We start from the raw sequence: 19,079 nt of genomic DNA, 5'->3' as shown, positions 1-19,079 counted from the left end.
GCTCGGCTCCTGGCTGGCTTGCTAGCGCGGGTAAGGGGTGAAGTCGACGTCGAAGTCGAGGGGGAAGCTGCGCGGCTTGGTGCCGGTGGCCCGGGCGTAGGCGTTGGCGATGGCGCCCACGGCGGCGGGCAGGCCCAGCTCGCCGGCTCCGCCGGGCTCGGTGCCGGTCGCCGGGAGCACGAAGACCCGTACGTCCTTCGGGGTGTCGCGCTGCCGCGCCCAGTGGAACTGGCTGTAACTGCCCTCCAGCGGCAGCCCCTTGTCCAGGTGCAGGCCGGCCTTCAGCGTGGTGGAGATCGCGTCGGTCAGGCCGCCGATCATCTGGGCCTCCAGACCGCGCGGATTGACGGGCAGGCCCACGTCGACGGCGATGACCGCCTTCGTCACCCGGATGTGCTCCGGATCCCTGGTGTCGATCTCGACCAGGCAGGCCGTCCGGGACTTGTACTCCTCGTGGAAGGCGATGCCCTGGGCGCACCCGGCGGGCATGGCCCGGCCCCAGTCCCCTTCGGCGGCCGCCTTGTCGAGCACGGCGCGCTGGGCGGCCGTCTTCAGGAAGGTCCGGCGGAACTGGTACGGGTCCCGGCCGGTCGCGGCGGCCAGCTCGTCCACCACGATCTCCTCGGCCCCGCGGGTGTTCGCCGAGTACACCGAGCGCCAGGACCCGGTGGGGACTCCGGTCGGGACCTCGGTGAGCGCCTGGGTCGTGAGCCCGAAGTGGTACGGGGACTTGATCGTGGTGAGGAACAGGGTCTGGGCGAGGGTGGCGTTGCCGATGCCGAGCGGGAGGCTCGCGGCGGTGGCGGTGATGATCTCGCCGAGGCCGTGCCGGAAGTCGGTCTCCGCGGCGGCGACCCGGTGCTCGAAGCTGAGCACCTCGCCCAGCAGGTGCGTCGCCCGGATCTTGTGGTGGGTGGCCGGGCGCATCCGGCCGTGCCGGGTGTCGTCGACGCGGGTCCACATCAGCCGGACCGGGCGGCGGCAGGCCTTGGAGATCCGGGCCGCCTCCAGGGCGGCATCGAAGAACAGCCGGCGGCCGAAGGAGCCGCCCGCCTGCACCACGTGGACGGTGACCTTGTCGAGGGGCAGGCCCAGGTCGGCGGCGATCGTCTCGCGGGCCACGATCGGCGACTTGAGCCCGGACCAGATCTCGGCGCGGTCCTCGCGCACGTCGGCGACGGCCGAGTTGGTCTCCATCGGCGCGTGGCTGACGAAGGCGAAGTCGAACTCGGCGTCCACGTGCGCGGTGAGCAGCGGCGGCACGAGCAGCGGCGGAGTGGCGGCGCGCAGCTTCGTCCGTACGGCCGCGTCCGAGAGCTGGTCCGCCGGGCCCGGGCCCCAGGTGACCTGGAGGGCCGCCTTGGCGTCGAGGGCCTGCCCGAAGGTCTCGGCGACGACGGCGACCCCGGTGGCGACGGTAACCACGTGCAGGACCCCGGGCATGGCCCGGACGGCGCCGAGGTTGGCGACGGAGCGGACGCTGCCGCCGAGCGTGGGCGGGCGGCGGACCACGCAGGGCTTGGCACCGGGGACGTCGAGGTCGAGGGTGTAGCGCTGCGCCCCGGTGACCATGGCACGGGCGTCGATCCGGCTGGTGGGCTTGCCGACCAGGGCGTGCTGCGCCGGCGGCTTGGGGGTGGCGCCGAGGACGATCAGGGCGGGGTCGGCGGCGGCCGCGGCGAGGGAACCGTAGGTCGCGGTGCGGCCGTCGGGGGCGCGGACGGCGCCGTTCACCGTGGTCAGGCCCGCTGCCGGGAGCCTCCAGCGCACGGCGGCGGCCGCGACCAGCCGGGCCCGGGCGGTGGCGGCGCACTGGCGGACCGGACCGTAGAGGGAGCGGACGGAGTTGGAGGATCCGGTGAGCTGGTTGAAGAGCAGCTCGGGGCGCGCGTCGTCCAGTTCGACCCGTACGGCGGCCAGCGGGGCGTCCAGTTCCTCGGCGACGAGCATCGCCACGGCGGTGGTGAGCCCCTGGCCGACCTCCTCGCGCGGGAGCCGGAAGCGGATGGTTCCGTCGCTCTCCACCACGAGCGCCAGCAGGGCCGAAGTGGCGGCGCCGGCCAGGATGAACAGGTCGCCGAGGTCCACCAGGTCGGCGAGGGCGGGCAGCGTCGGGACCACGGCGTGTGCCGACTGCGGGGCGAGGAGGTCGGCCCCGGCGCGGGTGACGAGGGCCAGGGTCGGGGCGGCGATCAGATAAGTGAGGAAGGACCGCCGGCTCCGGCTGCGGCCGTCGGCCGGCGCCCGGCCGCGCCCGCCGTGCGGCGCATCGCTCCGCCCGTCGGTCGGGGCAGGGCCCTGCCCGTCGTTCGGTGCATCCGTCGGCGCATGGCTCTGCCCGGTCATGTCGTGTGTCCCCGCCCTGCGCGCGGCCCGCCTCGGCGGGCCTCCCCGGCTCGTTACCGGCACGTAGAGTAGCCATTCGGCGGTACGGGCGGAAGTCTTGATCACCAGCCGGGCGGAACACCGGACGCAGCACCGTCCGGGCGACGGCCAGGACGGACGGCGCCAAGACCGGTGCGGACGGCGCCAAACGGAGCGCGGGGTCCTTCGTTCGGGGGGTCGCGGCCCGGCCGTGTTGATCCGGATCCCGCGTCGCCCCCAAGTGGGCGCGGCAGCGGGCGGACCTCGTACACCTCGGCCGTACGATCGATCCCCCTCGTCCGGAAGGCCGGTTTCCGACCGCGGACAGGAGGGTGAAGAACCACGGCTGCGACGCACCGCACCCTTCGGGCCAGCGCCGGTCCGTTCCGTGAACGGCGAGGGCCCGCGGAGCCGCCCCACCGGGCCGTCGGCACGCGCTGACCGGAATCGTTCGCACGGTCCAGGAAGGGCCGGAAGGCCTCAGGCATATGCCTTAAGCAAGTCCGGGTCGGATGTTGCCAAACGCCTTACGACCCGTCGCCGGCTGTGCCACAGTCGTTACCGGCCCTTCCTTCAGAACCGGTCCCTCCTCAGACTTGGCCGTGCCGCGCCTGTATCGGAGCTCAGATGCCGTCCCACTTGTACGCGGACCGCCCCGCGCAACCCCCGGAGCCAGGGTCGGTGGACGCGCTGATCTCGCAGACCCGACAGCTGCGAGGGGAAGTCGACGCCGTCCGCCGCGACACCGTGGTCGACGACGACGATGCACAGGGCCGCTGGCAGCGCGCGCTGTGCGATCTCGCCGTCCACCACCTCGACGACCTCCGCGCGCACTTGGGCCAGCTCAAGGAGGGACTGCCGCCCACCGCGGCCGAGTCCGCCGCACTGCCGCAGGCCGCCCCCGAGACGGGGGCCGAGGCCCAGCAGACCAGGGTCGGCAGTGCCGAGTGGAACCTGCTGACGGACGAGGTCAGTTGGTCCGAGGAACTCTTCCAGATCTTCGGCCGCTCCCCCGAGGCCGGCGCGCTCCCCCTCGACGAACTGGGCTCCACCCTGTTCTCCGAGGACCAGCCCTTGCTGACCGCGATGGTGACGGCCTGTCTGGTCGACGGCAAGCCGATCGACGGCGAGTTCCGCATCGTCCGGGCCGACGGCCGGGTCCGGACGCTGCACATGAGGGGCGAGCCGGTACTCGACTCCGACGGCTGCACGGCCTCCATGTGGGCCGTGCTGCGGGACGTGAGTGAACTGCGCCGGAGCCAGCGGGCGGTGCGCGAGTCCAGGGACTCGCTGCAGCGCCGGCAGGAGATCGCGCAGACCGAGCGCCGGCTGGCGGTCGAGCTGCAGGAAGCCGTGCTCCCCCCGTGGCGCGGCTCCCTGCGGTTCCCGCACGACAACACCGGGGCGCTGGACCTCGCGGCGCACTACCTGCCCTCCGCGACCAGCGCACTGATCGGCGGGGACTGGTACGACGCGCTCGAACTCCCGCACGGCGATTCGATGCTGACGGTGGGTGACCTCACCGGGCACGGGGTGACCGCGACCTCCGGCATGGCGATGATGCTCGGCGCCCTGCGCGGGATGGCCATGGCGGGCATCGAACCGGGCCCGCTGATGGGCTGGCTGAACCAGCTCCTGGAGACCTCCGTGCAGCCCGCACTCGGATCCGCGGTGTGCTGCCGCTACGATCCCGCGCGCCGCGTGCTGACCTGGGCGCAGGCCGGCCACCCCGCCCCGCTGCTGTTCCGGCGCGGGCAGGGCCGTTCGCTGCTGCCGCCCGAAGGCGTCCTGCTCGGAGCCACCTCCGGAGCCACGTACGGCCAGGCCGAGGAGCGGCTGGAGGTGGGCGACGTACTCGTCCTGCACACCGACGGACTGACTCCGCGCAGCATCGAGTTCAGCAAGGCCGACGGGACCGAGCGGCTGCTGGCGCTGGCACCGCACTTCTCCGCCGCCCGGTCCGCCCAGGACTGTGTGCGCCTGGTGATCGGGGAGTTCGGCGAGGGCGAGCGCGAGGACGACGCCTGCGTCCTGGTGGCCCGGATCGGCTCCTAGCGAGCTGCGGGAGACAGATCGTCCGCGGCACTCCGCGGGACTCTAGGCCGCGCCGGAAGGCGCGGCCTTTCCTCGTCGTCGGGTCCGGCCGGCCACCCGCTCAGACCGACCGTGCCACGGGGCTGTTCGGGAGGGCCAGCTTGATCTCCTCGCGGAGCTCCTCGATGCCCGCGAATCCGGAATAGTGGCCGCTGAGCCGGTACATCTCCCGCAGCCGGTCCCACGTCCGGTGCGAGGAGGTCTCGTTCATCGAGACGAGCGCCAGGCGGGCGTAGCGGTCGGCCTGTTCCGGGTCGTCGGCGATGAAGCAGGCGGAGGCCATCGAGATGTAGTCGAAGATCTTCGAACGCTGGTGGCCGTCGGCCCGCAGCCGCAGGGCCTCCTTCGCGTGCTGCTGCGCGATGGTCGCCGCCGAGGGGTCGTGGTCGGCGAGGGTGCGGAAGGCCAGCGCCTGCATGCCGTGCAGATCGGCCTCGTCGAAGTGCTGCATCCAGGACGGCGGCGGCACGTCCCCCGAGGTGGACACGAACAGGTCCTCGGCCTCGCCCAGGGTGCGGCGCATGGCCTGCCCCTTGCCGAGCGCGGCCTGCGCCCAGGCCTCGATGGTGTGGAGCATGGCGCGGGTCCGGGGCAGGGTCTGCTCGCCCGAGCCGGACTGGGCCAGCTTCATCAGGTCGAGGGCCTCGTTCGGCTTGCCCAGGTGGACCATCTGGCGGGCCGCCCGGGAGAGCGCCTCGCCCGCGCGCGGCCGGTCGCCGCCCTCGCGGGCCGCGTGCGCGGCGATGACGAAGTACTTCTGCGCGGTGGGCTCCAGGCCCACGTCGTGGGACATCCAGCCCGCCAGGACCGCCAGGTTGGCGGCCACCCCCCACAGCCTGCGCTGGAGGTGGTCGGGGTGGTGGTAGGCGAGCATCCCGCCCACCTCGTTGAGCTGCCCGACCACGGCCTTGCGCTGGAGGCCGCCGCCTCTGGAGGCGTCCCAGGCGCGGAAGACCTCCACCGAACGTTCGAGGGCCTCGATCTCCTGGGAGCCGATGGGCGCCGCCTCGTAGCGGTCGTAGCCCGCGGAGTCGGCCTGGAAGGAGTCGCCGTGTCGCTGTACCTCCTTCGCACGGGCGGGGTCGGTGTGGAGCCAGTCGTGCATGGCGTTGCCGATGGCGGAGCCGGCGGTGAGCACGGCACCCGCGCTCATCAGACCGCGACGGTTGAGCATGAGGTCCATTCCCGTGAATTCGGTGAGGACCGCGGCTGTGCGTTCGGGCGCCCAGGGCATCCCGTCGGGGTTCTCCTGCTCCCCGTCCGGCTGCTGTTTGGCGGTGCGCCGTTGTCGTACGAACCCGAGGTCCTCGATGGTCACGACACGACCGAGCCGCTCGGTGAACAGTGCTGCCAGTACCGTGGGCACCGGTTCGCGCGGGGTCTCCCCCATGTCGATCCAGCGCCGCACCCGCGAGGTGTCGGTGGCCAGCTGGTGGTGGCCCATCGAGGCCGCCTGCCGGTTGACCATCCTCGCCAGTTCGCCCTTGGACCAGCCGGCCAGGCCGAACAGGTCGTTCAGACGGGTGTTTGGACCTTTGCTCACGTCAAGCCCCCAGGTTCTCGGCTGAGTTGACAGTAGCCCCCCGTCAGATGCCGAGCGACTATTCGCCAGGGTTCGCCAGGGCACGCAATGTGGTCCGCCACCCACGCCCGGGTGTCAGGTAGGAATGCGCCTCCCCGACCCGGTCACCGGCGGAACTCCCCAGGGTGATGCACGGGATCCGGCGGGGCGGCGTATGCAACTCGTCGGCGCACGAAGGGATCCGTAACGCCATGTACGCAGCCACGTCCTCCGTGTCCGCCCCGGTCCGGCCGCACCGCACGCTCCCCGCGGGCGGCGGCCCCTACCTCGAACCCGGCCGCCCCGCGGCCACGGCGCAGGGCGCCGTACGGGCACGGCGGATGCCGGGTACCGGATCGCAGCCGCTCAGCGGGAGGATCGACCTCTCGGGTCCGCAGGGGGCGCAGTTGCGCACCGCGCTCGCCTCCGTGCAGCGCATCTGTCCGGAGTTCGCGCCGGTGCAAGTACTGCGCCGCAGCGGCCGGTCGGTCCTGCTGGTGGGAACCACCGGACGGATGACGGCCGTCGCGAAGGTTTTACTGGATCACTCGCCCGAGTGGCGCGAGCGGTACCGGCACGAAATAGCGACGTACCGGACCTTCGTCCGGCACCGCCCGCAGGTCCGGGTGCCGCGGCTGATCGCCGCCGACCCCGAGAACTGCGTACTGATCGTCGAGCGGATGGCCGGCCGGGTCGCCGCACTCCAGCGGCATCCGGTGGAGGCCCCGCCGCGGGCCGACCTGCGGGCGGCACTCGGAGCGGTGCGCCAGGTGAACGGATGGCGGCCCGCCGAGGAGCTGTTCGAGCGGCCGCTGGACTACGACCGGCGCATCGCCCGCGACTACCAGCTGGGCCTGCTGACCGACCGTGACTTCGGCGACCTGCAGAAGCTGCTGCACGGCGTGAAGATGTCGGGCAACCCCTGGCAGTTCAACCACGGCGACGCGCTGCTGTCGAACCTGCTGCTGTCCCCGACGGGTCCCGTGCTCCTCGACTGGGAGCACGCGGGCTGGTACCGCCCGGGCTACGACCTGGCCACCCTGTGGACCGTACTGGGCGACGCCCCCGCCGCACGGGCCCAGATCAGCCGCCTGGCCCAGGCTGCCGGACCGGCTGCGCGGGACGCCTTCCTCGTCAACCTGATGCTGGTGCTGACCCGGGAGATCCGAATGTCGGAGACGGCCGTGCAGCGCTCGATGCTGGCGACCACCCCGACCCACGCACTCCCGGCGGGCTCCCTGTCCTCGGGCGAGGAGCAGCGCCTGCTCCTCCGCCGCCTCCACGACGACGCGGGCATGGCCCGCCGCGCGGTCCGCGCGGCGGTGGGCACGCGCTGACCCGAACCTCCACGCAGTCCCCAAGTCCCGCGGCGGTCCGGCCGCGGGACTTCGGCATGTCCGGGCTCCGGGCCGGACCGGGTTGCGCCGGGCCTGGGAAACTCCCGGTTCCGCTCGGTTCGTCGCGCCGGGATACCGTCCCCCTTGGATGGCCCGGCCCGTGAGGCTTACCCTGGCGACGTCGACGATCGTTTCGGTTGGGGAACCGGTCGTCGCTCTGGTCCGGGGGCTCCGCCGGTGACGGCGTCGTCCTGCGGCCGCCGCACCGCCGCCGACCCGCCAGGAGAATTGCGTGATGGACCAGGGTGATCCTCACCTGAAGAGCCTGCGCAGCAGGCGGCCCGGTCCAGAACTCGCGGCGTGGATCGAAGACCTCTTCGGGGTGCCCCCCGGCTTCCTGACCGCGACGCCGTCCGGGCGCCGGCCCGCGCCCTGAAGGAACGTTTCCGGCTCCGCTCGGCGGCGTTCAGGGGCAGCGGGGTACGGAGGTGCGGGGGACGACGGGTCGGCAGGGCACGGCAGGGCAGGGCACGCGGGGTGCAAGGAGGAGTCAGGGGTGGGGATCGTGAGGAACCGGCGGCGCGGCCAGCAGCTGGAAGAAGAGATGGTCCGGCTGTGCGACGAGCTCTACGCCGGTCTCGGCCGGCCCGCACCCCGTGACGTCGACGAGCTGATCGCCCGGATCGCCGGGTACCTCACCGAGTACCGCGGCGATCCCGCACGCCCCGTACGCATCGTGCGGCGGGACTTCCCCCAGGGCATCGGCCCCGTTTCGGGGCTCTGGCTGGACCGCGAGACCGAGGACGTCATCGTCGTCGCCAAGAGCACCAGTCCCTTCCACGCCCTCGTCATCCTGGGCCACGAGATCTGGCACATGGTCCGCGGCCACCACGGCACCCACGCGCTGGGGGCGCAGGTCGCCACCCGGCTGCTCGGCGACGACGTCCTGAGCCCCGGGGAGCTGGACGAAGCCGTGCGCCTGGTCGCCGCGCGGACCCACGCCTTCGCCGGCGACGAGGCGGAGGCCGAACTGTACGGCCGCATGCTCGGCCGGCGCTTTCGTCACCTGGTCGAATTCGACCCGGCGCACCGGATCCTCGAAGGACCCGCCGCCAGGATCCAGGCCTCCCTCGGCGACGGCTGATGAGCGGACCGGACTACTACGTACCGGCGGTGGCCCTCGGCATCGCCTTCGTCACCAAACTCCGCGGATTCATCCGGCGCCGGCGCGATCCCATGACCAGGGCCGTCGCCGGACTGCTCCTCATGTCCGGGGCCGGATTCGCCTTGGCCGCGCCCCCGACCATCGCCGTGGTCAACCGGTGGGCGGGCGTGCCGAACGTCTCGGCCCCGCTGGTCTACGCGATCCTCTGCGTCTTCAACACGTTCTGCATCGTGCTGCTCGTGTACTGGCGCGAGGGCTTCGGCGAGGGCGCCCGGCGCCAGGTGCGACGGTGGTTCGGCGCCTGCGCCGGGGTCATCGTGCTGCTCGTGGGGTGCTTCTCGCTGGGCGAGGCACCGGTGGAGCGGCTCCGGGACCTGGACACCCATTACGCGTCCACGCCGTGGATCCGCGAGATGGTCGTGGTCTACCTCACCTGGCACATCGTGGTCGGCGTGGTCGTCCCGGTGATGTGCTGGCGCTGGTCGCGCGTGGTGGACGGATGGCTGCGGGCCGGACTGCTGACGCTCGTCGCCGGCTTCACCTTCAGCACGAGCTTCGGCGTGGCCAAGGCCGTCGCAGTCATCGCCCGTTGGGCGGGCGGCGACCTGGACTTCCTCAGTACGGACGTCGCCCCGCCGCTGGCGGGCGTGGGCGCCGTACTGACCACGTCGGGCTTCCTGCTGCCGCAGGGCCGGCGCGCGGCCATGGCGTGGGAGGCCTGGCAGAGCTACCGGTGGATGGGCCCCCTGTGGCGCAGGCTCCGTACCCTGATGGGCCTGCCGGCGACCACCACCTGGTGGGAGCCCCTCGGGTCCCGGCTCTTCGACCGCGAGACGGACATCCACGACGACCTGCTGGCCCTCGCCCCGTACTGCGACCTGCGGGCCATGACGGCACGTCGCGACCGGGCGCTCGACGACGGGGCCAGCCCCGAGGACGCGTGGGCGCTGGCCGCGGCCACGATGATCGCGCTCGCCATCCGGGCCAAGGAATCGGCCGCCGGGACGGACGAGGAGCCCCGGGAGACGGGCACCGCCGCCCTCGGCGCCGTGCTCGGCACCGGGACCCGGGGGATCGCCCGGATATCCCGCCAGTACGGCGCTCTCCGCCACGACTTCGCGGTGGCGCAGTGAGCCGCAATCCCCTCGTGGAGCAGGTCGCCGCATGACCAATCCCAACGGCGCCGTGTTCTACGCATCGGGCGCGGTCCTGCTGCTGGCCGGCTGTCTGAAGCTGCCCGCCCTGTGGCACAACCCCAAGGACGAGCTGCTGAGGTCCGTCTGCGCGCTGCTCTTCACGGCCTCCGGCGTGTTCGCGCTCGCCGCGGTTCCCTCCATCGCGGCGATCAACCGGATCAGCGGCGTCCCGAACACGGCCGCCCCGGTCGTGTACACGCTGCTGACCGCGTTCTCGGGCTCCAACCTGGTCCTCATCATCCGCTGGAGCAGCGGACCCGACCAGGCCGCGCACGCGGCCCGCTGGTCCCGGCGCTGCAACGGGGCCACGCTCGCGGTCATCGCCGCGATCATCGGCCTGTTCGCCCTGGGCGACGCCCCGGCCGAGCGGGTGGTCGACCTCGACACGTACTACGCGAACACCCCGTACCTGCGCGAGATGATCGTGCTGTATCTGGTCGCGCACACCACGGCCTCGGTCGCGATGACCGTGCTCTGCACCCGCTGGGCACGGGTGGTGCGCGGGCCGCTGCGCGCCGGGCTGGTCCTGATCGTCATCGGCTACGTCCTCAACCTGGCCTTCGACGCCCTGAAGTTCACCGCGATCGGCGCCCGCTGGGGCGGCCACGACCTGGACCGGCTGAGCTGGCCCCTCGCCCCGTCGGTGGCAGCCGTCGCCGCGCTCCTGATCGGCACCGGCTTCGTTCTCCCGCTGCTGTCCCAGCTGCTCGTGAACCTGGTGGGCCCGTGGCACCGGTACTACCAGTTACAGCCCGCGTGGAAGGAGCTGCGGGACGCCACCCGGCACGGCATCAGCCCGCCGGTCCGGCTGCGGACCCCGATCGACGTGCGGGTGTGCCGGCTGGAGTCCGACATCTACGACGGGATCCTGGCCGTCCATCCCTACCTGGACCCCGAAGTGCACGCGCTCTCCCTCGCCGAAGCCCGCAAGACCGCCCGCACCGACGCGGACGCGGCCGCCATCGCGGACGCCGCGGCCCTGGCCCACGCCGTCGTCGCGCGGGCCCGCAGGGAGGGCGGCCAGGGGGTCCCGCCCGATGAGCAGCCCGACGACGTCCCCCTCCTCTCCTCCGCCGTCAACGCTGCCGGCCTCGTACTCCTGTCCCGGGCCCTGTCCAAGTCCCCCATCGTCCGAGCCACCCGCGAAGCCGCCGTCCTAGAGAGCAGCACACGATGACCCAGACCCCACCCGGCAAGACCCGCGTCGTCATCCTCGGGGGCAGTCTGGGCGGCACCCTCGCGGCCGCCGCCCTCGCGCCGCACGTCTCCGAGGTGCTCGTGCTCGAGCGCGAGCGAACGCTCCCCGAATCCCCGGTGCCCCGTTCAAGACTTCCCCAGGCGGCGCACGCCCACATGCTGTGGGCGGGCGGCGCCGACGCCATCGAGTCGCTGCTCCCCGGCACGACGGACCGGTGGCTCAAGGCCGGCGCGCACCGCATACCGATTCCCACCGGGATGGTCTCCCTGGCACCGGCGGGCTGGTTCCGGCGGTGGACCGAGACGCACTACCTGATCGGGGCCGGCCGCGACCTCGTCGACTGGGGCGTGCGCACGGCCGTCCTGGAGATACCCAACGTCCGCGTGCGCACGGGTGCGACGGTGGTCTCCCTGGTGGGCGATGCCTCGCGGGTGACCGGCGTGGTCGTCCGCGGCGAGGACGGCGCGCAGGAGACGGTCGGCGCCGACCTCGTCGTCGATGCCAGCGGCCGCGGCTCGAAGATCCTGGAGTGGCTCGCGGGGATCGGCGGGCCCCGGGTCGAGGAGACCGTCGTGGACGCCGGCGTACGGTACGCCAGTCGCCGCTACCGCGCCCCGGAAGGCACCGAGAGGGACTGGCCGGTGATCCACATCCAGGCGGATCCGCGGCAGGGGCGGCCCGGCCGGATCGCCTCCATCGTCCCCATCGAGGGCGGCCAGTGGCACGTCAGCCTGTCCGGCACCCGTGGCGGCGAGCCCACCTCCGACGAGGCGCTCTTCGAGGAGTACGCCCGGGGCGCACGCCACCCGCTGGTCGCCGAGTTCCTGGCGCGCGCGGAACCCGTCAGCGAGGTACAGGTCTACGGACGGACCGCGAATCGGCAGCGGCGGTTCGAGAAGGCCGAGATGCCCGCCGGACTCGTCGTCCTCGGAGACGCCGCCACGAGCCTGAACCCGGTCTACGGCCACGGCATGTCCGCGGCCGCTCAGGGCGCCGTCGCCCTGCGGGACACGGCCGTGAAGACTCCGGTGACCGCACCGAAGTTCGCCGCCCGGGCCCAGAAGGCCATCGCCCGGCCGGCCGCGGCGGCCTGGCTGCTGGCCGTGGGCCAGGACCGGTTCTACCCGGGCGCCGTCGCCAAGTCCCCCAGCCTGGGCGACCGGGTCGCGGCCCGGTACGTGCAGCGGCTGAGCCACACCGCGATCGGCAACTTCGTCGTGGTCAAGGCGCTGACCGAGGTGATGACCATGAAGAAGCCCGCCTCGGTGCTGGGGCGCCCCGCCGTGCTGTTCGCCGCGGCCCGCGGCCTGCGGCGGCCGCTGCTCAAGGGACCCGCGCTGACCGAGCGGGAGCGGGCCGTCCTGAACCGTGAACCCCGGCTGCGCGAGCCCCTGGTCCGGGCCGAGGAGAGCCGGACCGGCTGAGGCGGGGCCGGGGGCCGGGCGGGTTTCCCGCCGGGCGGCGGGCGGGACGTATCGATCCCGTGGTGTGCACAACAGGTGTGCCTGCCACGGGATTTCTCGTGTCCGGGACACGGCCGGGCGGGCAGGGCAACCGGCGCGCATGCCTTGACTTCACATGATCCCCCGAAGACCTTTTCTGACTCGGCATCAGAATGCCGGATCCGCCTCCACTCCCCCTCTCCGCTGGAGCCTGCCCATGACCGCGAGAACCGCCTCCGCAGCGAGTTCCGAACCGCGTTCCGAACCGAGTTCCGCCCGCCCCTCCCGCCGGACGGTACTCGCCGGCGCCGGCGCCGGGGCGCTCGCCGCCACCGTGCTGCCGTCCGCCGCCGCGCACGCCGCCGCAGCGGCGGACGGACCCTCGCTCGGCGAGTACGACGTCGTCGTGGTCGGCTCCGGGGCCTCCGGGATGACCGCCGCGCTCACCGCGGCCAAGCGGGGCCTGAGCGTGCTCGTGGTCGAGAAGGCCCCGACGTTCGGCGGCTCGGCCGCCCGGTCCGGCGCCGGGATCTGGCTGCCCAACAACTCGGTGATCCTGGGCGCCGGCGCGCCCGACACCCCGGCGAAGGCGGCGCAGTACCTGTCCGCCGTGGTCGGCAACGGCTCCTCCGCGGACCGGCAGGCGGCCTTCCTGGCCAACGGGCCCCGGATGCTGGACTTCGTGATGGCCAACAGCCCGCTGCGCTTCCGCTTCATGGACGGCTACAGCGACTACTACCCGAACCTCCCCGGCGGGCTCCCGAACGGCCGCTCCATCGAACCGGACCAGATCGACGGGAACATACTCGGCGCCGAACTGGCCCACCTGAACCCGCCGTACATGCCCGTACCGGCCGGAATGGTGGTGTTCAGCCAGGACTACAAGTGGCTCAACCTCGCCGCCGTGAGCGCCAAGGGGCTCGCGGTGTCCACCGAATGCCTGGCGCGCGGTACGGCGGCCGCGCTGTGCGGTCAGAAGCCGCTCACCATGGGCCAGGCTCTGGCGACGGGCCTGCGGGCCGGACTGATCCAGGCCGGGGTCCCCGTGTGGCTGAACAGCCCGCTCGTCGACCTGGTCCAGGAGGGCGGCGCCGTCACCGGCGTGGTGGTGGAGAAGGAGGGCGTACGGGGCGTGGTGCGGGCCCGCAAGGGCGTGGTCATCGGCTCGGGCGGCTTCGAGCACAACGCGGACATGCGGTCCCAGTACCAGCAGCAGCCCATCGGCACCCAGTGGTCGGTCGGCGCGAAGGAGAACACGGGTGACGGGATCCGGGCAGGCCAACGCGCCGGTGCGGCGCTGGCGTTGATGGAGGACGCCTGGTGGGGTCCCTCCATCCCGCTCCCGAACGAACCGTACTTCTGCCTGGCCGAACGGACCCTGCCCGGGGGCCTGATGGTCAACGCGAAGGGCGCGCGCTTCGTCAACGAGGCCGCCCCGTACAGCGATGTGGTGCACGTGATGTACGAGAAGGACCGGGGTGCCACCGGTTCGCACATCCCGGCCTGGCTGATCGTCGATCAGAGCTACCGCAACAAGTACCTGTTCAAGGACATCCTGCCGACCTTCGTCTTCCCCGATTCCTGGTACCAGGCGGGCGCGGCGAAGAAGGCGTGGACCTGGGACGCCCTCGCCAATCAGATCGGGGTGCCCGCGGCAGCGCTGCGCTCGACCCTCAACCGCTTCAACGCGCAGGCGTGGAGCGGCACCGACCCCGACTTCCACCGGGGCGACACCGCCTACGACCACTACTACACGGACCCGGGCGTGACGCCGAACTCCTGCCTGGCCCCGGTCTGGGCGCCGCCGTTCTACGCCTTCAAGATCGTGCCCGGTGACCTCGGCACGAAGGGCGGCATCGTCACGGACGCGCGGGCCCGCGCGCTGCGCGCGGACGGATCGGTGATCCGGGGCCTGTGGGCGGCGGGCAACGCGAGTGCGGCCGTGATGGGGCACAGCTACGCGGGGGCCGGGTCGACGATCGGTCCCGCGATGACCTTCGGCTACGTGGCCGCCAACGACATCGCGGACGGCGCGTGACCCGGGACTAGCCCTGCTGGAAGAGCTCGGCCGGGAGCGGCTTCAGCAGCGCGTAGAGGTCGTCCGTGATCGGCCGGTCCCAGCTCGCGATGGTGACCAGCACGTTGTCGCTGCGGTCGAACTGCACGCAGCTGATCCGGCTCTCGGAGAGCTTGATCTTCCGCACGATGAGGAGGTTGTCGCCCTGCATGACGGGGCAGTCCTCGGCACCGGTGACCTCGACGTCCTCGTCGTTCTCGAGGGCGTCGAGGAGCTGCGCGACCTCGAAGGGGACCTGGCCCTCGGAGAGGTCGCGCGCGGGGGAACCCTCGGGGAGGTTTCCGATGATCATCGCGGGGCCGCGTCCGCCGAACAGGTCGTAGCGGAGGAAGACACCCTGGCAGCTGCCGTCGGGCGCGGGCAGCAGCCCGGCCCCGAGATTGCCCGGCCAGTCCCCCGGGTCCATGGCCAGGACGTCGAAGTCCGGGCCGGCGGGTGTGGCGGCGCGGTGGCGGCGGAGGAAGGACATGCCGCCATGGTACGTGCCCCGCCACGTTTCCCGGCCCTCCACCCCCTCACCCGGCCCCCGCCCCGGACGCACACCCCCCCCCACCCGGGCCGGAGCCCCGCAGCGACCCTTGCCGCCGCGGGCCCGGCGGAGGCGTCAGTGGACCGGGGTCGGGCCGGGGCCGGGCACGGGGCGGCAGGGCGGGGTGCCCCCGAGGGCGAGGAGGGCGTCGGTGGCGCGGGCCTCCAGGCCGTCCGCCCCGCAGGCCCGCGCGGCCGCGACCGCACGCTCCAGGAGGGAGCCGTCCCCCCGCTCCGCGCCCAGCGCGGCCAGCGCGAGTGCCAGCTCGTAGGCCGCCGGCGAAGCCGACAGGACGGACACGGCCTCCTCCAGGAGGGCGGCCCGGTCCTGCGGCGCAGCCACCTCCGCGGCCACCCGCAGGGCCTGCCCGATGCCGGACGCGGCCCCGAAGGCGCGGGCCCGTCGTAGGGCCTCCCCGGCCAGCTCCCGCGCCCGCGCCGGGTCCTCCTCGGCGACCGCACGGGCGAGGTGGAGCCGCCACGGGCACCAGGACGGGTTCTGGATCCCCCTGGGGGTCAGCCGCCGGTCCACGGCTTCGAGCTCCGCCGCGGCGGCCTTCGCCTGGCCGCGGGCCAGCAGCAGTTCCGCGTAGACGGTCTGGGAGTCGGGGAAGACGACCGCCGCGGGGAAGGGTTCCCCGTACTCGTGTTCCCGGGACAGCTCCCAGGCCTCGTCCACCCGGCCCCGCGCCAGCAGGGTGGTGACGAGGATCGCGATGGCGTACCAGTGCACGGGCGTACGCCGCCCGACGCGTTCGGCGAGGCGCAGTCCGGCCCGCGCCAGCTCTTCGGCGTCGGCGAGGCGCCCCTGGCGGTAGCGGATGTAGGCGCGCAGGCTGTAGGCGAAGGACAGGTGCGCCCCGCGCCAGCCCTGCCGCTCGAACTCGGCGGTGCCGGCCTCGAACAGCTCCTCGGCCCGCTCCGGCCGGTCGGCGTACATGTGGACCATGGCGACGAGTACGGGCACCTCGAAGCCCCGGTCCGCGTAGGCCCAGCTGAAGTCGGTTTCCAGGACCCGCCCGGCATGGTGCAGCACCACGTCGACGGGCTCCCCGCGCAGGCAGGCGTCCCAGGCGCGCAGCCCGATGACGTACCGCTCGGTGAGGTCCCGCCCGGTCAGCCGGTCCGCGAGCTTCGCGAGCCGCCGGGAGCGCGCCGGGGAGTCCGGCTCGGCGGCGTTGAAGGCGTCCCACATGAACTGCTCGGACTGCAGGCGCAGCCGGCCGCGGACGTCCTGGGTGTACGGGATCTCGTGCGCGAGGCATTCCGAGGCCTCGGCCAGCCGGTCGCTGTGCGAGAGCACCTGGGCCAGCCTGATGACGATGCCCTGGCGCAGCGCCGGGTCCTCGAAGGGCTCCGCGAGGGCGGCGCGCAGGTGGTTGACGGTGTTGGCGGGCTCGGTGAGCAGGGAGGCGCAGCCCAGTTCGTACAGGACGGCCGCCCGTTCGTCGAAGTCCGGGGGCTCCCGCAGGGCCCGTGCGAGCTGGCGTCGGGCGGCTTCGGGGGCGCCGGCACGGAGGTTCTCGCCGGCCGCCTCCCGCAGGGTGCGCACCACCCAGGGGTCGTTCTCGGGGTGGGTCTCCAGCAGGTGCCGGGCCGCGGCGGAGGGGCCGAGTCCGGCGTCGATGACGGCCGCGGCGGCCTTTCCGTGCAGGGCGACGCGCAGGGCGTCGGGGATCGCCCGGTAGATGGCGGTGGCGATGAGGGGGTGGACGAACTCCAGCCCGGCCGCTTCCTCGGGGGCGGTGTCCTCGGCGGCGGCCGACAGGATGCGGGCGTCGCGCAGCCGCCCGGTGGCGTCGACGGCCTCCTCGGTGCCGAGTCCGGCGACGCGGGCGGCGAGTTCCCCGGGGATGTCGGTGCCGAGGACGGCGCAGGCCCAGGCGAAGCGGACGGTGGAGGGGCCGAGGCTGTGCAGGCGGGCGACGAGGCCACTGCCGCGCTGGGCGGCCGCGAGGTCGCGCAGGAGCGGGGCGCTGGCTTCGACGGGGGCGAGGCCCTTGTCCCGGACCTTCGCGGTGAGCTCGACGGCTTCGAAGGGGTTGCCGGTGGTGACGGCCCAGGCCTCGCGGCAGAACGCCTCGTCGGCGTGTTCCCCGACGGCCTCCCGGACGAGCCCGGAGACGGCCTCGGCGGTGAGCGGGGCGAGGGTCAGCGGGCGGTGTCCGGCGCGGCCGGGCAGCGTACGGAAGGCCTCGGCGTGCGCGGGGAGTTCGTCGGGGCGGTAGGCGACGACGAGGAGGAGCGGGAGGTGTTCGGCGCGCGGGGCGAAGGCGGCGAGCCAGGAGAGCGATTCGGGGTCGGCCCAGTGGGCGTCGTCCAGGACGAGGGCGACGGGGGCGCGCTGCACGACGAGGTGGGTGAGGACCCAGTCGAGTCCGTCGCGCAGGCCCTGGGGGTCGGGCGGGGCGCCCTGTTCGGCCGCGCAGAGGCCGAGGGCCGGGCCGACGATGGAGTACCAGCTGCCGAGGGCCTCGCGCAGTTCCGCGTCGGAGGTGCCGGCCAGCTGGGGCTGGATGAGCTGTCGGGCGACGTGGAAGGGCTGGCTCTGTTCCTGTTCGCCGCCGCGGGCGGCGAGGACGGTGCAGGCCTTGGTGTGGGCGCGGCGGCGGACTTCGCCGAGGAGCGCGGTCTTGCCGAGGCCGGCGGGGCCGGAGAAGGCCAGCAGGGCTCCGCCTGCGTCGGGGCCCGGGTCCGTGAGCTGGTCCAGGGCTTCGTCGACGGCGGCGAGCTCGGTCTCGCGTTCGAACATTTTGCGCCGTTTGCGGGTCCGGCGTTCCGTCATGGCTGGTACCCCCCAGGCCTGTTCGGGGGTTCAGCGTACGCCCGCGCACCCGCTCGGGAAGGCCGGTGCGGCAAATAGAGCTGATCTTCTTCCGGGGGCCGGTCGCTGGTGTATGGGCGGATGGGCTCAGCCCTGTGCGGAACGCTCCGCGAAGGCTTCCAGGACGGCCACGGCCTCGGCGGCCCGGGCGGCGTCCACGAAGAGGTGGTCGTGGTGGTAGCCGGCGATGACGTTGCAGCTCAGGCCGTGTGCGGCGAGTTCGGTGGCGAAGGCCGCGGTGAGGCCGACGGCGTCGAGGGCGGAGTGGATGCGCAGGGTGATCCAGCCGGCGGTGTAGTCGTAGGGGAGTCCGGCCTCGTCGGCGTCCTCCTGGCTCAGCACGAGGGTGAGCCCCTCGGGTTCCAGGACGGAGGCGACGGGGGTGAGCCCGGCCAGGGCCTCCGGGTCGGTGTCGCCGGGGATGGTGCAGAACACGTACAGCCCGTCGTTCAATTCGGGCCGCATTCCGGCCAGCAGCTTCCGCAGGTCGTTTTCTCCGCTCATGAACCCACCGTACCGGTCCTCCCGTTTTGGCTCGAACGACACCCTGACCGGCCGTCCCGTCAGCCGTCCGGCCCGGCGCCCGGTCCGGCGCCCCCTCAGTCGCCCTCGTAGAGCCGCCGGTGCCACCAGGCGCGCGGACGGCCGCTCCAGTCCACCCATCCCCCGGCGGGCGGGACCGGGTGCGGGAGCGTACGGCGCCGGAACCGTGCGTCCAGGCCCCGCAGCACGCGGCCCAGCGCGGCGCGGGCGGCCGGCGGCAGCTCCCGGTACAGGTCGCCCAGCTCGTCCCGGACCACGGCGACGTCCTCGCGCGCACAGCCTGGGCAGGCCGGGCACTCGGAGGGGAGCAGGAGCAGGGTGCTGCCGGGGCGGCCGAGGAAGGCCCGGTAGCGGCTCAGCAGATCGGTGATCTCGGCGCCCCGTCCGGGCCGGCCCCAGTGCGCGGCGGCGGCGGCGCCGGGCGACAGCCGGTCCACGGGCGGGAGTTCCCACGCCCAGGCCGGGGGTCGCCCGCGGTCGTACGTTCCTCGTTCGGCGCGCAGCGCGCCGGGCCGTCTACGCGGCATCGCCCTTTCGGCGGGTGGTCGTCATGGCGCCATGATGCCGGGGACCCCAGGGCCCGGCAAAGGGTTTACGGGGCCACCGGGGCGCCGGGCCCCGCGTCGCGGGCCCGGCAACATCCGGAAGGGACACCCCCTAGGGGGTGTCTTGTCGATCAGGCCGGATCAGGGAGCGGGGTCTGGTGCCGTGGATCGCAAGGCGGAGGAGGGAGTCGACGCGAATGGGGTC

14 protein-coding genes are annotated in these 19,079 nt (G+C 73.4%); 8 read left to right on the top strand and 6 right to left on the bottom strand.

From position 1 onward, the window contains the following. Positions 1-21 precede the first annotated feature (21 nt). Complete coding sequence (locus tag ACIA8F_RS18960) at positions 22-2,346, bottom strand: molybdopterin cofactor-binding domain-containing protein (RefSeq protein ID WP_399380071.1); 2,325 nt, start codon at positions 2,344-2,346, stop codon at positions 22-24. Positions 2,347-2,991: 645 nt separating this feature from the next. On the opposite strand from ACIA8F_RS18960, the gene ACIA8F_RS18955 reads away from it, so the two are divergent. Next, the gene (locus ACIA8F_RS18955) at positions 2,992-4,419 is read left to right on the top strand and encodes a PP2C family protein-serine/threonine phosphatase (RefSeq protein ID WP_399380069.1); all 1,428 of its coding nucleotides are present in this window, start codon (positions 2,992-2,994) and stop codon (positions 4,417-4,419) included. A gap of 100 nt (positions 4,420-4,519) precedes the next feature. Here ACIA8F_RS18955 and ACIA8F_RS18950 read toward each other — a convergent pair whose 3' ends face one another. Continuing rightward, a complete protein-coding gene (locus ACIA8F_RS18950) occupies positions 4,520-6,001 on the bottom strand; it encodes a hypothetical protein (protein WP_399380068.1) in 1,482 nt (493 codons plus the stop codon). A gap of 230 nt (positions 6,002-6,231) precedes the next feature. On the opposite strand from ACIA8F_RS18950, the gene ACIA8F_RS18945 reads away from it, so the two are divergent. The 7 genes from ACIA8F_RS18945 (at position 6,232) to kstD (ending at position 14,395) form a co-directional block, all read left to right on the top strand. After that, positions 6,232-7,356, top strand: a complete 1,125-nt coding sequence (locus tag ACIA8F_RS18945; RefSeq protein WP_399380066.1) for an aminoglycoside phosphotransferase family protein — start codon at positions 6,232-6,234, stop codon at positions 7,354-7,356. Positions 7,357-7,651: 295 nt separating this feature from the next. After that, a complete protein-coding gene (locus ACIA8F_RS18940) occupies positions 7,652-7,792 on the top strand; it encodes a hypothetical protein (RefSeq protein ID WP_399380064.1) in 141 nt (46 codons plus the stop codon). Positions 7,793-7,912: 120 nt separating this feature from the next. Beyond that, entirely contained in the window at positions 7,913-8,500 is a 588-nt protein-coding gene (locus ACIA8F_RS18935; protein ID WP_399380062.1) for a toxin-antitoxin system, toxin component, read from the top strand. Then, positions 8,500-9,654, top strand: coding sequence for an MAB_1171c family putative transporter (locus ACIA8F_RS18930; RefSeq protein ID WP_399380060.1), 1,155 nt, complete (start codon positions 8,500-8,502; stop codon positions 9,652-9,654). Before ACIA8F_RS18935 ends, ACIA8F_RS18930 begins: the two co-directional genes overlap by 1 nt. A 31-nt stretch (positions 9,655-9,685) precedes the next feature. Beyond that, positions 9,686-10,894, top strand: coding sequence for an MAB_1171c family putative transporter (locus ACIA8F_RS18925; protein ID WP_399380058.1), 1,209 nt, complete (start codon positions 9,686-9,688; stop codon positions 10,892-10,894). Continuing rightward, positions 10,891-12,339, top strand: coding sequence for an FAD-dependent monooxygenase (locus ACIA8F_RS18920; protein ID WP_399380057.1), 1,449 nt, complete (start codon positions 10,891-10,893; stop codon positions 12,337-12,339). The genes ACIA8F_RS18925 and ACIA8F_RS18920 overlap by 4 nt, the downstream gene beginning before the upstream one ends. A 235-nt stretch (positions 12,340-12,574) precedes the next feature. Then, positions 12,575-14,395, top strand: a complete 1,821-nt coding sequence (kstD, locus tag ACIA8F_RS18915) for a 3-oxosteroid 1-dehydrogenase (RefSeq protein WP_399380056.1) — start codon at positions 12,575-12,577, stop codon at positions 14,393-14,395. Positions 14,396-14,402: 7 nt separating this feature from the next. Here kstD and ACIA8F_RS18910 read toward each other — a convergent pair whose 3' ends face one another. The 4 genes from ACIA8F_RS18910 to ACIA8F_RS18895 form a co-directional block, all read right to left on the bottom strand. Next, positions 14,403-14,903 (bottom strand): hypothetical protein, encoded by a 501-nt coding sequence (locus tag ACIA8F_RS18910; protein ID WP_150520950.1) that lies wholly within the window; start codon positions 14,901-14,903, stop codon positions 14,403-14,405. A gap of 135 nt (positions 14,904-15,038) precedes the next feature. Next, positions 15,039-17,714, bottom strand: coding sequence for an ATP-binding protein (locus tag ACIA8F_RS18905; RefSeq protein ID WP_399380054.1), 2,676 nt, complete (start codon positions 17,712-17,714; stop codon positions 15,039-15,041). Positions 17,715-17,873: 159 nt separating this feature from the next. After that, a complete protein-coding gene (locus ACIA8F_RS18900) occupies positions 17,874-18,290 on the bottom strand; it encodes an ACT domain-containing protein (RefSeq protein WP_399380052.1) in 417 nt (138 codons plus the stop codon). 95 nt (positions 18,291-18,385) lie between these two features. Then, a complete protein-coding gene (locus ACIA8F_RS18895) occupies positions 18,386-18,856 on the bottom strand; it encodes a hypothetical protein (RefSeq protein WP_399380050.1) in 471 nt (156 codons plus the stop codon). Positions 18,857-19,079 lie beyond the last annotated feature (223 nt).

Origin of the sequence: Streptomyces sp. NPDC051563 (genome assembly GCF_044454225.1) — a bacterium.
Taxonomy (GTDB): Bacteria; Actinomycetota; Actinomycetes; order Streptomycetales; family Streptomycetaceae; genus Streptomyces.
This window is presented reverse-complemented; position numbering and strand designations above follow the sequence as displayed.

Bases quoted from the DNA above. Each gene is read 5' to 3' on its own strand.
- ACIA8F_RS18930 (WP_399380060.1), top strand. From the start codon at position 8,500: ATGAGCGGACCGGACTACTACGTACCGGCGGTGGCCCTCGGCATCGCC.
- kstD (WP_399380056.1), top strand. From the start codon at position 12,575: ATGACCGCGAGAACCGCCTCCGCAGCGAGTTCCGAACCGCGTTCCGAA.
- ACIA8F_RS18900 (WP_399380052.1), bottom strand. From the start codon at position 18,290: ATGAGCGGAGAAAACGACCTGCGGAAGCTGCTGGCCGGAATGCGGCCC.
- ACIA8F_RS18895 (WP_399380050.1), bottom strand. From the start codon at position 18,856: ATGCCGCGTAGACGGCCCGGCGCGCTGCGCGCCGAACGAGGAACGTAC.
- ACIA8F_RS18925 (WP_399380058.1), top strand. From the start codon at position 9,686: ATGACCAATCCCAACGGCGCCGTGTTCTACGCATCGGGCGCGGTCCTG.
- ACIA8F_RS18905 (WP_399380054.1), bottom strand. From the start codon at position 17,714: ATGTTCGAACGCGAGACCGAGCTCGCCGCCGTCGACGAAGCCCTGGAC.
- ACIA8F_RS18945 (WP_399380066.1), top strand. From the start codon at position 6,232: ATGTACGCAGCCACGTCCTCCGTGTCCGCCCCGGTCCGGCCGCACCGC.
- ACIA8F_RS18920 (WP_399380057.1), top strand. From the start codon at position 10,891: ATGACCCAGACCCCACCCGGCAAGACCCGCGTCGTCATCCTCGGGGGC.
- ACIA8F_RS18960 (WP_399380071.1), bottom strand. From the start codon at position 2,346: ATGACCGGGCAGAGCCATGCGCCGACGGATGCACCGAACGACGGGCAG.
- ACIA8F_RS18910 (WP_150520950.1), bottom strand. From the start codon at position 14,903: ATGTCCTTCCTCCGCCGCCACCGCGCCGCCACACCCGCCGGCCCGGAC.
- ACIA8F_RS18955 (WP_399380069.1), top strand. From the start codon at position 2,992: ATGCCGTCCCACTTGTACGCGGACCGCCCCGCGCAACCCCCGGAGCCA.
- ACIA8F_RS18940 (WP_399380064.1), top strand. From the start codon at position 7,652: ATGGACCAGGGTGATCCTCACCTGAAGAGCCTGCGCAGCAGGCGGCCC.